We start from the raw sequence: 12,961 nt of genomic DNA on the forward strand, positions 1-12,961 counted from the left end.
TCCCCGCACCCGGCCGCCTCCCTCACCCGAACAGCCCGTCGCACTGGTGTGCCGCCCGTCGCGGTGGTGCCGTAAGAGCACGTACCCGATCTTGGAGAGCCCGCCCCGTCGGGAGCACCTCCATGAACTCCCCGCAGGAGGCCCTCCGATGCCCCACCCTCCGGCCGGCCGACGTGGCCCAGGTGCCCGCGCCCTCCTCGCCTCCGCGCTGTCCGTGACCGCCCTGCTGGCCACGGCCGCCTGTTCCGTCCAGGGCGAGCCGCGGCCGCGGTGGTTCTCCGCCTCCCCGACCGTCACCGGCGCGTCACCGGTCGGCGAGCGGCCCGCGAGCTCCGGGGCCGGCCTCACCGAAGCCCAGGCCCAGGCAGCACTGATCACCGACGCCGATCTGGGGGAGCCGTGGGGGCCGACGCGGGGTGCCAGGACCTGGCGGGACGGGCTGCTGAAGGCGACCACGAAGGACCGTGACTGCCAGCGGCTGCTCGACGCCCTCTACACGGAGGAACTCTTCGGCACCCCGGCCGGTCCGCGGGCGACGGCCGCGTTCGACGACGCCGACACCTCCGCCCAGTTGCGCTACCAGGTCACCGCCCATCCGCCGGCGGACGTCGACCGCACCCTGGCCTGGCTGAAGTCGCTGCCGGGGAAGTGCGGCGAGTTCACGGCCGCGACCACGCGCGGCCGCGTCCAGACCGTCCAGGTCAGCGGCATGCCGCTGCCTCGGGTGGGAGACGCCCGGCAGGCCCTGCGGGTCACCCTGACCGGGGAGACGGAGAAGGGGGAGCTGACGTACCTCACGATGGACCTCGCGGCCGTGCGGGTCGGGGAGGAGGCGATCACGCTCACCCACGCGGGCCTGGACGAGGTGCACGAGGAGGTCACGCAGCAGACCGCGCAACTCGGGGCACAGCGCCTGACCGAGATCACGAAGCAGGGGCGAGCCCGGATCTGACGGATGCCGGCCGGTTCTCGGCACGTGGTCTCAGTACCGGATTCTCAGGACCCGGTACCCCGGTACCGGGTCGGTACCGGATCTCAGGACCCGGTACCGGGTTTCAGTACCGCTCGAAACGCCTGCGGTGGGCGATCACGTCGCGGGCCACGTCGCGGGCCGTGCAGCCACGCGCGAAGGCGTCCGCCCGCAGCCGCGCGAGCGCGTCGTCGGCGCCGACGCCGAGCTGCGCCATGATCATGCCGACGGCCTGGTAGACCTCGTCGTGGTCCGCGGCCAGTCCGCTGAGCCAGGGCTCCTGGTCCCGCGGTTCCGCCTCGGTCTCGCGGGGCAGTGCCATCAGGGCCACCGTCATGACTCCGGCCACCAGCCGGGCCACGTGCAGCTGGCGGTCGGTGAGCCCGCCGGGGCTGTCGCGGTACAGGTCGAGGGTGCCCACGCACACCGCGTCGCTGCCCAGCGGCACCGCGTACACCGCCCGTACCCCGGCCTCCGTCGCCTGCTGGGCGAAGACCGGCCAGCGGCCCGCGTCCCGGCCGGTCGTCAGATCGCAGGCCAGCACGGGCGCCCCGTCCTCCAGCGCGCTCTGGCAGGGGCCGTCGCCCAGCGTCGCCTGGATCTGCGCCAGGTGCGCGGCGTGCGCGCTGCTGGCGCTCAGCTGGACGGGCATGCCCTCGCTGCGCAGCGACACGCTCGCGCCGATCACCGGCAGCAGCTCGACCGCCACCTCGCACAGCCGGCCCGGGACCTCCCCGGGCTTGGCGCCGCGCACGCCCCTGGCGATCACATCGGCGGCCCGGATCCCGTCCAGGTCCAGGTCACCGCCCCCGGTGCGGCGCGGACCGGGATCGCCACCGGGGGCTCCTCGGGGATCGTCCCTGGGCCGCACCGCCACCGCCTCCTTCGATCACCGACCTCCGCCATCGACGTTCTGCCGGAACGCCCTGCCGCGAACGCGAGGTGGGCCGGCGCACACCACCCGCCCGGGACGACCCGCTGCACGACGGCCGAGCGGCCGGCCGCCGTACGGCGACCGCCCGGTCAGCCGACGGACAGCGGCCGGCCCGGCGCCGTTCCCGGTGCCTCCCGGGACGGACCCGAGCCCGGCTCCCGCCCGGATCATGCACCGAGCCTCCCGGAATCGTCGCCCGACTACCCGTCGCAGGTGGGGCGAAACCCGCGCGACCGGCCCTCACCCCCGGCGTGGCCCTCAGCGCTTCTCGTACGGGTTGTCCGGCTGCGGTACCCGGCGTACGGAGGTGGCGTCGAGGACCGGCGGCCAGGCGGCGGCCGAGCCCAGCCCGCCCTCCGGGTGCCAAGTGCCGGTGACCGTGATCCAGGTGTCGACGGGCGGGGCGGCGGCCCCGCGCACCTCGGCCTTGGCGGTGCCGGCGTCGGCGGCGCAGCAGGAGACGAGGAGGCGGGTGACGTACCAGGTGCCGTCGGCGTCGCGGGTGACGAAGCCGGTGAGCCGGACCGTGCGTCCCGTCAGGGAACGGCCGCTGTCGTAGACCGCGCGGGAGCCGAACTCCCCGAGGGTGAGGTCGAGGGGGCTCCCGGCGGGCAGGGCCGGGAAGGTGCCGACGCCCCGGGCCGCACGCTGGGCGGCCTCGCGCTCGGCGCTGTAGGAGCCGAGGGCGGGCGGCGGGAACAGCAGCAGGGCCACGGCGGGCAGGGTGAGGAACCAGGCGACGCGGGGACCGGCGGGGCCGTGCGGATGCCCGCCGAGGTCCTCCCCTGGATGCCCGTCATCCCCGTGATCCCCCTGCTCCCCATGCACCTCCTGGTCCCCACCGGTCCGAACCAGCACCGCCACCCCCACCCCGAGCAGCACCAGCACCACCCCGGACACCAGCAGGTACGGCCGCAACCCGGCCTGCACATACCGCAGGTACAGGTCGCTGAAGAGCGACACCCGCAGGACCGCCGCGCCGACGAGCGCGAGCAGTACGGCCGGTCCGTAGCGCCTCACAGCAGCCACCACCCCGCCAGGACGCTGCTCGCGACGGCCACCAGCCAGGTCGCGGAGGAGAACCGCAGCGCGAAGGACCTGCCGAACGTGCCCGTCTGGAGCGCGATCAGCTTCAGGTCGACCATCGGCCCGACCACCATGAACGCCAGCCGCGCGGTGGGCGAGAAGCCGCTCAGTGAGGCCGCCACGAACGCGTCGGCCTCACTGCACACGCACAGCACGACCGCCAGGACGGCGAGGAGCAGCACCGACAGCCAGGCCGACCCGGTGAACACCTCCAGCAGCGACCTCGGTACGACGATGTCGAAGGTCGCCGCGGCCGCCGCGCCGACCACGAGGAAACCGCCCGCGTGCAGGAAGTCGTGCTGGAGGCCGGAGACGAAGGCACGCGGCCCGGCGCCCGGCCCGTGCGCGGTGTCCCGCCGCGGCAGCCGCAGCCACTCCTCCCGCCCGAACCGCGCCCACAGCCACCCCATCACCACGGCCGTGGCGAGCGAGGCGACCAGCCGGCCGAGGACCATCTCCGGCTGCCCCGGGAAGGCGATGGAGGTCGCCACCAGGACGACGGGGTTGATCGCGGGCGCGGACAGCAGGAAGGCGAGGGCGGCGGCCGGGGCGACACCCCGCCGCATCAGGCTCCCCGCCACCGGCACGGACGCGCACTCGCAGCCGGGCAGGACGACCCCCGCCGCCCCCGCGACCGGCACGGCGAGCGCCGTACGGCGGGGCAACAACCGCTGGAACACCCGCTGGGGCACGAACGCGCCGATCGCCGCCGACACGACCGTGCCCAGCAGCAGGAAGGGCACGCCCTGGACGGTGATCGCGGTGAACACGGTCCACCAGGCCGCGACCGGCGGGGTGTACAGATCGATCGCCAGCATCGGCCCGAGCACCGACGCCACCGTCACGATGGCGATCAGCGCGGCGCCGCCGAGGACGGTGTGCACGAGGATGCGCAGCACCGTCCGCAACCCGTCGGCCACCGTCACTGCCCGTTGGTTCTCCACGCGCCCCGCCCCGGTCGTTCACATCCCGCCGAGGAGGCTAACCCGCACCGCTGTGCGAAGCCCCTGTTTCCTCACAGAGGGGGCTGTGCGGGCGCGGGCCCGAGGGTGGTGGTGCCGGGGGCCGTACGGTGTCCGAGGCCCGTCCGGTAGGCGTCCAGCGCGGCCTCCACCCGCCCGGTGCGGCGCAGCAGGTCGCCCAGCAGCCGGCACAGGTCGGCCAGGTCACCCGCGGCGCCGGCCCGCTCCAGCAGGCTCAGGGCACGGACGTAGTGCTCCTCGGCGTCCTCGGTGCGGCGGGCGTCCTCGGCGATGATGCCGAGGAGGCGGTGCGCGGCGGCGGAGTGGACGGCGCCGCGCTCGGAGGACAGGTCGTCGAGGACGCCGTGCAGCAGGGCCGCCGCCTCGTCGGACCTGCCGCGCCGGTGCAGCACGTCGGCCAGCTCGACGGCGACCTGGCTGCTGTAGAGGGCGGCGCGCTTGGCCGACAGCATGCCGAGGGCCTCCCGCAACTCGCCCTCGGCACGTTCCAGTTGGCCGTCCTGGGCGTAGACGTAGCCGCGCATCCAGTGGCAGTTGGCGAGTTCGGTGCGGATCTGCAGGCCCCGGTACAGCTCGGCCGCCTTGGCCAGCGAGGCGTCGGCCTCGGCTAGGCGGCCCTCGGCGACCAGGGTGCGGGCGACCGACCGGTGCATGCGCGCGACCAGGGCGGGGTCGCCGGACTGCGGGGCGAGCGCCAGGGCGAACTCGGCCGCCTGGGCGGCGCGGGCGTGCGCGCCCATGTCCATGTACGGCCCGATGGCACTGGCGTAGAGCAGCAGGAGGGCGTCCGGATCGTGCAGGCCGCCCCGATTCAGCTCGTCGAGCGTGCTCTCCAGCAGGTAGACGGCGTACCGGAGTTCCCCGGCGAGATAGTGCGCGACGGCCCGGCCACGCAGCGCCGGGACCCTGGCGGGCAAGGGCGCGTCGGCGAGACGGGCCTCGGCCCGCTCGAAGTACTGCCGGCCCGCCACCAGCTCGCCCGTCTCCAGGGCGCACTCGCCGAGCCCGAGCAGCGCGGCGGCCTGTTCCCCGGCCAGGCCCTGCGTCTCGGCCTCGACGAGCAGCTCGGCGTACTGCTCCGCCGCCGCCTCGGCCTCACCGACGGCGAAGGTGCGCTGCGCCTCGGTCAGCCGCAGCCGCAGCTCGGTCACGAGCCGCGCGGAACGCCCCGTGGCGAGTTCGTCGAAGGCGACGCCGAGCCGCCCGGCGAGATGCCGCAGGGCGTCGTCGGAGGGCCGCACCCGTCCCGACTCCAGGGTGGACACATAGGCGGGGGTGTACACAGGTTCCGCCAACTGGCGCTGTGTCATCCCCTGTTCGACACGCAATCGCTGCACCCGGCGCCCGATGGTCCCCGGATCGTCACGCTCCCCCACGCCAACTCCCCCTGTCCCTCTTGCCGTTAGGCTCGGACAGCCCCTAGGTTAAACCGAGAGTTAAGCGTGCTTAATACGCTGCTGTCGTAGTCGCCGCCCCTGTTGCGAGGTCGCCGTGCTCGAACGCACACGCACCGCCGAGCGGTACGCCAGAGGCTTCGCCGCCGCCGTCGTCGCCGTGGCGACCCTCCTGCTGGCGGCGAACGCGGGGCCGGCGAGAGCCGCGCATCCCCATGAGGGCCCGCGGACGGTCGCGGAGACCCGCTGACGCGGCGGTCCCACGGCGTCCCCCCCTGCCGCGTTCACACCAGCGTCTTACTCCCCGGTTCACCTGACTGTCAGTGGGGTGCTCTAACCTGCGCAGGCTGATCACTTCTTCCTGCTGATCATTCTTTTCGTTCCGGGGGGTTCGAAAAAACCGTGCACAGACGCACTCTCTCGACCGCGACGGCGCTCGCGGTCCTCTTCGGCTCGCTCACGCTCGTCGCGGCCGGTGCCGGGTCGGCGGCGGCCGACTCCAGCGCGCTCCTGCCCGTGAAGTCGACCGGCGACATCGTCGTCGACGGGCTCCACCAGCGCGTCTTCATCAGCGATCCGACGGCCGGTCAGGTCGTCGTCACCGACTACGCGGGCAAGGTCGTCGGCACCGTCGGCTCGCTGCCCGGCGTCCACGGCCTGGAGCTGTCGCCCGACTCGGGCACGCTGTACGCCGCCGTGCACGACGCGGACGCGATCGTCGCGATCGACACGGCGACGGCGACCGAGGCCCGCCGCTGGTCCACGGGCCAGGGCGGCGGACCGGCGTACGTGGCCCTGGCGGGCGGCAAACTGTGGTTCAGCTACGGCGCATCCGGCAACGGCAACATCGGCTCGCTCGACCCGGGCGCCGCCGACCCGGGCGTCACCCTGGGCCAGGACACCGGCCGCACCTTCTACGACGCCCCGATCCTGGACGCCTCCGCGGGCGCCCCGGGCACGCTCGTCGCGGGCGCGCCGGGCCAGAGCCCGGTCGAACTCGCCGTGTACGACGTCTCCTCCGGGACGGCGTCCCGCACGGCGTACGCCTTCGACCCGGGCAGCACGGGCGGCGGCAACCTCCAGGACCTCGCGGTCACGCCGGACGGCAAGGACGTCGTCACGGCCAGCGGCGCCCCGTACTACCAGGCGGTCTACAAGCTCACGGACCTGTCGGCGGACGGCAAGTACGTCACCAACACCTACCCGAACGCGGTGGACATCGCCCCGAACGGCGACGTCGCGGCGGGCACGTTCTCCTGGTACGACCCGGACGTACACGTCTTCAAGCCGGGCACCTCGACGCCGCTCAGGCAGTACGACTTCCCCAACACGGGCACCAGCAGCGGCGCCGACACCCTGGCCCCGGCGGGCCTGGCCTGGGCACCGGACGAGAGCAAGCTGTTCGCGATCTCGGAGAACGACAGCAACGTCTACTCGCTGCGCGTCCTCGACGCCCCGACCAAGACGTCCACCACCCTCACGGCAAGCGCCCCGGCCACGGCCACCCGCGCCAAGTCCCTCACCCTCACCGGCACGCTGTCCTCGTCGGCGGCGTTTCCTGCGGGCACGACGGTCTCCGTCACCCGCACCGACGACGAGTCCCCGTCCGGCAAGCCGCTCGGCACGGCGCCGGTCGCCGCCGACGGCACGTACTCCTTCACGGACACGCCGCCGGCCGGTGGCAAGGTGACCTACACGGTCACGTACGCGGGCGACGCGGACCACGCGGGCGCCACGGCCTCGGCGTCGACGACCGTCGCGAAGACGGCGACCACGCTGACGCTGACCAACAACGGCAAGGTCTACGACTACGGCCGTGACGTCACCTTCACCGCGCACCTCGGCACTACGTACAAGAACCGCACGGTCGAGATCTGGGCCGACCCGTACGGCTCCGACAAGCCGAGCACGCTGGTGAAGAAGGGCACGGTCGACTCGGCCGGCGACCTGTCGGCGACGGTCCACCTGACCCGTGACACGAAGGTCAGCGCGAAGTTCACGGGTGACACGCGGTACGCCGCGAAGACGGTCACCAACTCGGTCTACACCAGGGTCAAGATCTCGACGTCCCTGAGCGGCTACTACAAGTCGGCGACCGCCTGGAACCAGAAGTACTTCTACTTCAGGCAGTCCAAGGACCCGGTCCACAACACGACGATGTCGATGTACCCGGGCCGCAAGTACCAGCTCCAGGTCCAGCGTTACGCCGACGGCGCGTGGCACACCACGGCCACGGAGTACTTCGCCCTCGACCGCTACGGCAAGGACGCGGCGACGCTCGACGGCACGCCGCCGGTCGGTCCGCGTTTCCGCATCCGCTCGTCCTACATCGACACCAAGTCGGGCGACAACGTCAACACGACGACGTACGGCGCATGGAAGTACTTCGTCTTCACGCGCTGACGTAGGTAAATTCAACCGGCGAATTCAGTTAGTGTGAATTCTCGCGGGAGCGGATGTAACGCCAGCCGAAATAACAAACCCCGACCGCTCCGCCGGCGGCGCCGACCGCACATGTCGCCGTCGCCCAGGCGGCCATGTCCTGCGTGATCCACAACAGGCTCACCACGACCAGCGCTATGGAGAACAGCAGGCGTTCTCCATAGCCCGGGCCGCGACGGCCGGTCAGTCCCCGGTAGCCGTGCACTTGTACGTAACGCCCTTCATCCTGATGTCGTGGTACCCCACCTTCACGGTCGGGTCGGTGGGGGCGACGTCGGTGCCGCCGCCACCGCCACTGTCCTTCTTACGGCAGTAGTAGCCGAGCGCATCGAGCTTCTTGATGTCGCTCATCGCCTGGTACTTCTTGTAGGACGCGATCATCGCGGCCCGCTTCTGAGCAGGCGTGGCTTCCTTCGCCTTCGTGTACGCGTAGCACCCGATGCTGGCGCCGATCCCCACCCACGAGGCTCCCTTGGCCAGTGCCTTGGTGAGGCCCGCCGCGCCGCTGCCGATCCCGAGGACCGCGCAGATCTCGTCCGCTCCGGCGCGCAGTTCCGGCTGCGCCGGAGCCGCCTGCGCCGCCTGCGCCCCGACGCCGCACAGCGCGCCCGTCATGGCGAAGGTGATGACAGCAGAAATTCCCTTGCTTCGTATGCTCACGAAGTCCATCCCCGTTTTTTGAATTGCACGGCCGGATTGCATGGTCTGATTGCGTGGCCGGATTGCATGGTCAGTGCGAAAACGACGCTACCCACGGGGACACACGTAGGCAATGGAGGAAATGTGAACATCACCGGGAGGAGATTCAACCGGGCAAAACTTCCCTCAACGCCTCGTCAAGGCTTTTCGCGACCTCCACGTCGCCCGGCCGGCCCTCACTCGGGATCGGGCCGTACAGGGCGTCCAGTTGGGTGATGACGGTGTGCGTCACCGCGCCGTACAGCGGGGTGCGCGGGCGGTGCACGCCCTCGCGGAGGGACGGGAGCAGGATGTCGCGGGAGAAGCTGACACCGTCGGCGATCCGGTCGGGGGGCAGGCGGACGGTGCCCTCGCCGGTGGGCGACGACGAGGGGGTCTCGGCGTACGCCGGGGCGTGCCGGCACGGGGGAGCGCTGCCGGGTTCCTGGTAGGCGGAGACGCGGGTCGCGGCGAAACCGGCCCGCAGCAGGCAGCGTTCGCTGTCCGGGTCGGTCAGGAACGCGATCAGTTCCGCCGCCTTCGCGGCCCGCTGCTCGGACGTGGAGGAGGTGACGGCCAGGTTCTGCCCGCCGAGGACCGCCTTGCCGGGCAGCCGGGTCACCCCCAGGTTCTCCCCGTAGGTCTCGTGCAGGGCGGGGTAGACGTACGGCCAGTGCCGCAGGAAGGTGGTGCGGCCCTCAGCGAAGGCACTGAGCGACTCGGCCTCGCGGGACTCGGAGGCCTCGTCGAGGGTGTACGGCGGGCTCGTGCGCGCACGCAGTTCGGCCACGCCCGCCGTGAGCTGTTCCACGGTCGCCGCGTACTCGCCGTCGCCGTCGGTCAGCCGGAGTCCGGGCACGGCCGAGGCGAACGCCTCGATCGCGTTGACGGTACGGCCCTCGTACGGGGCGAGCTGGGTGGCCCAGCCCTCGTGGCCCTGGGAGCCGAAGTGTCCCTTGACGGCGTCGATCTGGTCCCGCAGTTCGTCCCAGGTGACCCCGTCGCTGAGGTCGGTCCGGGAGACACCGGCCTCCCGCAGGTGGTCCTTGCGGTAGTACAGCAGGCCGGCGTCGCTGTTGAAGGGGACCGCGTACCGCTTGCCCTTCCAGTACGACGTTCTGTCCACGGACGGGATGATGTCGTCCGGGGACCTGACAGCCGCGTCGGTCAGCGGGCGGATCAGGCCCGCGTCGGCGAACTCCGGGACCCAGGTCACGTCCAGGTTCACCACGTCGTACTGGGCGCTGCCGGACTGGAGGGCACCGAGCAGCTGGCTGCGCTGCTGGTCGGCGGAGCCGGGCAGTTCCACCAGCCGGGCCTCGAAGCCCTGTGCGCCCTCCTCGGCGTTCCAGACGTCGATGAGCTGCTGGCGGATGCCGTTCTTGCCGGTCACGTCCTGTCCGCTGGCGACCACGATCCGGCGGCGGTTGTCGGCGTCCGGCGGCTCTTCCCGCACGTCACCGCCGGTGCAGGCAGCCAGGAACAGCAGGGTCAGCAGGGACGGCAACGCGAGTAGGGCGGCCGGCAGGCGTCGGGCCATCATTCCTCCCCCGTTCCGGTGCGGGCGACCTCGTCGCGCAGCGCGGGCACGAGGTCGTCACCGGCGTCCAGGCAACGGCCCTGGGCGGCCTCCGCGACGCGCGTGCCGGGGCGGTCCCGGTCGCAGCCCCCGCTCTTCAGCATCACCATGGCCACGGGCACGCCCGACGCGCGTGCCCGGTCCTCCACCTCGCGGAGGCGGTCGCCGGTCAGGCGGTTGTCGTCCTCGCCGTCGGTGAGGTACACGATCAGCTGCGGCCGCTCGTCACCGGCGCCGCGCTCCCGCATGAACGCCAGGGCGTCCAGCAGGGCGGCGCTCGGATCGGCTTCCGCGTCCCGCACCTCGGCGCCTTCCTCGTCAGTCCTGAGGGCCTTCTCCGCCTCCGCGCGGGAGTGCCTGCCGAAGTCCAGCAGTTCGGTGTGCGTGGGGCCCTTGACCCCGTGCACCGCCCACACCCCGTACTCGTCCCCCCTGCCCAGCCCCGTCAGGGTCTGCTTGAGGATGCCGGGGCCGCCGCTGGGGCCGTCCCACAGGCCGGCCATCGAGCCGGAGCTGTCGAGGAGGAACAGGACCCGGCCGGGTCCGTGCGCGTTGCCGTACCGCTCCAGTGTCCTGTCCAGCCGTGTCGCGTCGGCGGGGTCCGCAGGCGGAACGGAATCGGTCAGCCCGTGGTCGGCCGCCTTCCCGGCGAGCAGTCCCCGTTCGCCCGTCGTGGCCCTGAACCCCTGCTTGCCGAGCACCTCCCGGCCGCCCTCTCCCGTCAGCCAGTCGCGGAACCGGTCCACCCCGTCGTCCCGCGCCTGGACGTCCCGGTCGCCGCCCTCCCAGCGCACCCGCACGAACGTCGGTTCCAGACCGGGCACGTCGTCGGGGTAGACGGCGGTGCGCCCGGCGCGGGTGACCGAGTGGCAGCCGACGCCGCTCCTGAGCAGGAACTCCGGGACCAGGACCGCGCTGCGGTCGTCCGCGGCGTCGTCCTCGGGCAGCGTGCACAGCAGCCTGACGGCCGAGGACTCGGGCCGTCCCGCCCGGCTGATCAGCCCCTCGGCGCCGCGCACGTCGGCCCCGTCGCCGTACAGCCCCACCGTCGCCAGCAGCGCCGAGTCGCTGAACTCGGGGTCGGGCCTGCGCACTTGTGCCTTGCCGTCCGCGTTCTTCAGGGCCCTGACCAGCTCCGGCAGCGACCGCCCGGTGCGCGGGACGTCGGCGCCGAGGCCCTCCGGGACGGCCAGCACGACCGGTGAGTACGCGAGCGGCTCGGTGTCCGGCTCCAGCCGGGCGAAGACGCGTTCCACCTGCGCGTCGCCGGCCCGGTCGACGTCCGCGCGGGTCGCGGGGATCCACACGTCCGGCTGCGGGCCGATGTCCCGCTGCGGGTTGACGTCCTCACGCGGCTGCTGCCAGGGGTCGGAGTGCTCGCCCAGCGCGGTCACCACGTGAGCGGCACCGGCGCTGTAGACGGTGACGCCGGTGCGCCGGCAGCCGTCGTCCTTGGTGTTGGCGTCCGAGGCGAGGTAGGCGTCCGCGGCCGCCCGCATCGCCGGCTCCAGGTCGGGGTCGGTGAGGACGCGCAGCTCCAGCGGCGGTTCGCAGGGGCCGGACCCCCCGGTCAGGACCAGGACTCCGTAACCGGCGGCGCCGATCACGACGAACGCCAGCAGAAGCGCCAGAACGGTGCGGCCGAACAGGCCGACGGACTCCCGGGCGCGGGTGAGCGTACGCCGGAGCCAGGAGAACCAGCCGGGCGGGTCCTCGGTGTCGTCGGTCGGGTCCACCGGTCCCGCCGCCAGCAACACGTCCGCGTCCGGGTCCCACGGGGGCGCCAGCGCCTGAGGTCTCTGCGAGTCGTCGGCCTCCGCCTTGTACTTCGCGGCGGCCATCCGCTCCTTCACCGCGGCGTACAGCTCGGAGAGCCACACCTCCCCGCCCGCTTCGAGGACCCGCACCACCTCGCGGGTGAACGGCGTGGCGACCTCCGCGTCCCCGCCCAGGATGCAGCGGTTGGACTGCACGCTCATCAGGAGCAGGATCTTGTGCTTCTTCCGCTTCGGATCGTCGAAGCGGTGCCAGATTCCCGCGGCGTTGCCCGCGTAGCAGCAGTCGAGGATCACCACCACCTGCTCGGCGCGGCTCTCGACGAGCTCGCCCAGCACCTCGCTGAAACTCACCGAGCCGGGCAGCCCGTCGCCCGTGAGGACTCGGGCGGTGCGCATCTGGAGGTGCAGCTCGTTGCCGGAGGTGGAGGTGACGGCGTGCCCGGCGAAGTAGAACAGCAGCAGCCCCTTGGTCTCCTGGCAGGCGCGGCGCAGCGCCCCCGTGAACTCGTCGGGGGTCGGTGAGGCCAGGGCCCGCACCTCGTGCGCACCGAACACGGCGCTCCGGTGCAGCGCGTCCTCGAGTGTCGTCCGGTTGTGCCGCACGGCGGGGAGCTGGCCGGTGACGCCCTGTGGATCCGGTGCCGTGTGGTCGTACTCGGACACACCGACCAGCAGCGCCCGGTTCACTTCGCCGCGCGGGTCGAAGCGGCTCACCGGCCTACTCCCCGTCGGTGTCCAGCGTGCGGATCTGTGGCGCGGGATCCCCGCCCTGGAGCCGTCGGCGGTTGTTCGTCCAGGTCTTCACCGCACGTGCGGTGTACTCGGTCAGTGCCGCGACCGTGACGACGTCGCCGAGCAGTTTCAGTACGAGTTCGAGATCGGGGCCCAGCCGCCCCTTGGGCCCGTCCGTGCTGGTCCGCGCCTCGATGCTCAGCTTCTCTTCGGAGAGCAGTTCCGCGAGCGGCTCTTCCCGCTCCAGCCACGTCTTCAGGGCTCTGACATCGTCCACGGTCCCGCCGGCGCCCAGCCGGACGCGTACGCCTAAGACAGCCACTTGGTCCCCCTCTGTCATGCCCGACATCATGACACCGGGTCAGGCCTCGGCGGCAGACCTCTG

The 12,961-nt window shown here is 72.5% G+C and carries 11 protein-coding genes; 3 read left to right on the top strand and 8 right to left on the bottom strand.

The features are described 5' to 3' along the window. The first annotated feature begins 148 nt into the window (after positions 1–148). Positions 149–952, top strand: a complete 804-nt coding sequence (locus SCNRRL3882_RS19785) for a hypothetical protein (RefSeq protein WP_010032429.1) — start codon at positions 149–151, stop codon at positions 950–952. A gap of 103 nt (positions 953–1,055) precedes the next feature. On the opposite strand, the gene SCNRRL3882_RS19790 is transcribed toward SCNRRL3882_RS19785, so the two are convergent. The 4 genes from SCNRRL3882_RS19790 to SCNRRL3882_RS19805 form a co-directional block, all read right to left on the bottom strand. Further along, on the bottom strand, positions 1,056–1,847 hold the full coding sequence (locus SCNRRL3882_RS19790; protein ID WP_010032431.1) for a GAF and ANTAR domain-containing protein: 792 nt from the start codon (positions 1,845–1,847) through the stop codon (positions 1,056–1,058). Between the two features lie 315 nt (positions 1,848–2,162). Further along, positions 2,163–2,924: a TIGR03943 family putative permease subunit gene (locus SCNRRL3882_RS19795; RefSeq protein WP_010032432.1), complete on the bottom strand. Its 762-nt coding sequence runs from the start codon at positions 2,922–2,924 to the stop codon at positions 2,163–2,165. Then, positions 2,921–3,916 carry a permease gene (locus SCNRRL3882_RS19800; RefSeq protein WP_010032433.1) on the bottom strand — a complete coding sequence of 332 codons (996 nt, stop codon included), beginning with the start codon at positions 3,914–3,916 and terminating at the stop codon, positions 2,921–2,923. Before SCNRRL3882_RS19800 ends, SCNRRL3882_RS19795 begins: the two co-directional genes overlap by 4 nt. Positions 3,917–4,005: 89 nt before the next feature. Further along, a complete protein-coding gene (locus SCNRRL3882_RS19805; protein WP_029180661.1) occupies positions 4,006–5,349 on the bottom strand; it encodes a helix-turn-helix domain-containing protein in 1,344 nt (447 codons plus the stop codon). A gap of 115 nt (positions 5,350–5,464) precedes the next feature. Between SCNRRL3882_RS19805 and SCNRRL3882_RS41135 the strand changes: the two genes are divergently transcribed. Together SCNRRL3882_RS41135 and SCNRRL3882_RS19810 are read left to right on the top strand one after the other, a co-directional pair. Further along, positions 5,465–5,617 (top strand): hypothetical protein, encoded by a 153-nt coding sequence (locus SCNRRL3882_RS41135; protein WP_173937267.1) that lies wholly within the window; start codon positions 5,465–5,467, stop codon positions 5,615–5,617. A 152-nt stretch (positions 5,618–5,769) separates the two neighbouring features. Then, entirely contained in the window at positions 5,770–7,770 is a 2,001-nt protein-coding gene (locus SCNRRL3882_RS19810; protein WP_010032437.1) for an Ig-like domain-containing protein, read from the top strand. Between the two features lie 222 nt (positions 7,771–7,992). On the opposite strand, the gene SCNRRL3882_RS19820 is transcribed toward SCNRRL3882_RS19810, so the two are convergent. The 4 genes from SCNRRL3882_RS19820 to SCNRRL3882_RS19835 all read right to left on the bottom strand — a co-directional run bounded on the left by SCNRRL3882_RS19820 (position 7,993) and on the right by SCNRRL3882_RS19835 (position 12,898). After that, a complete protein-coding gene (locus SCNRRL3882_RS19820) occupies positions 7,993–8,478 on the bottom strand; it encodes a hypothetical protein (RefSeq protein WP_010032439.1) in 486 nt (161 codons plus the stop codon). Positions 8,479–8,614: 136 nt separating this feature from the next. Further along, entirely contained in the window at positions 8,615–10,027 is a 1,413-nt protein-coding gene (locus SCNRRL3882_RS19825; protein WP_010032440.1) for an extracellular solute-binding protein, read from the bottom strand. Beyond that, positions 10,027–12,558 carry a VWA domain-containing protein gene (locus SCNRRL3882_RS19830; protein ID WP_010032441.1) on the bottom strand — a complete coding sequence of 844 codons (2,532 nt, stop codon included), beginning with the start codon at positions 12,556–12,558 and terminating at the stop codon, positions 10,027–10,029. Before SCNRRL3882_RS19830 ends, SCNRRL3882_RS19825 begins: the two co-directional genes overlap by 1 nt. A gap of 4 nt (positions 12,559–12,562) precedes the next feature. Next, entirely contained in the window at positions 12,563–12,898 is a 336-nt protein-coding gene (locus SCNRRL3882_RS19835; protein WP_231911148.1) for a hypothetical protein, read from the bottom strand. Between the last annotated feature and the right edge of the window lie 63 nt (positions 12,899–12,961).

Source organism: Streptomyces chartreusis NRRL 3882 (assembly GCF_900236475.1).
Classification (GTDB): Bacteria; Actinomycetota; Actinomycetes; order Streptomycetales; family Streptomycetaceae; genus Streptomyces; species Streptomyces chartreusis_D.

Coding starts and splice junctions, on each gene's coding strand:
- SCNRRL3882_RS19785 (WP_010032429.1), top strand. CDS start 149: ATGCCCCACCCTCCGGCCGGCCGACGTGGCCCAGGTGCCCGCGCCCTC.
- SCNRRL3882_RS19825 (WP_010032440.1), bottom strand. CDS start 10,027: ATGGCCCGACGCCTGCCGGCCGCCCTACTCGCGTTGCCGTCCCTGCTG.
- SCNRRL3882_RS19820 (WP_010032439.1), bottom strand. CDS start 8,478: ATGGACTTCGTGAGCATACGAAGCAAGGGAATTTCTGCTGTCATCACC.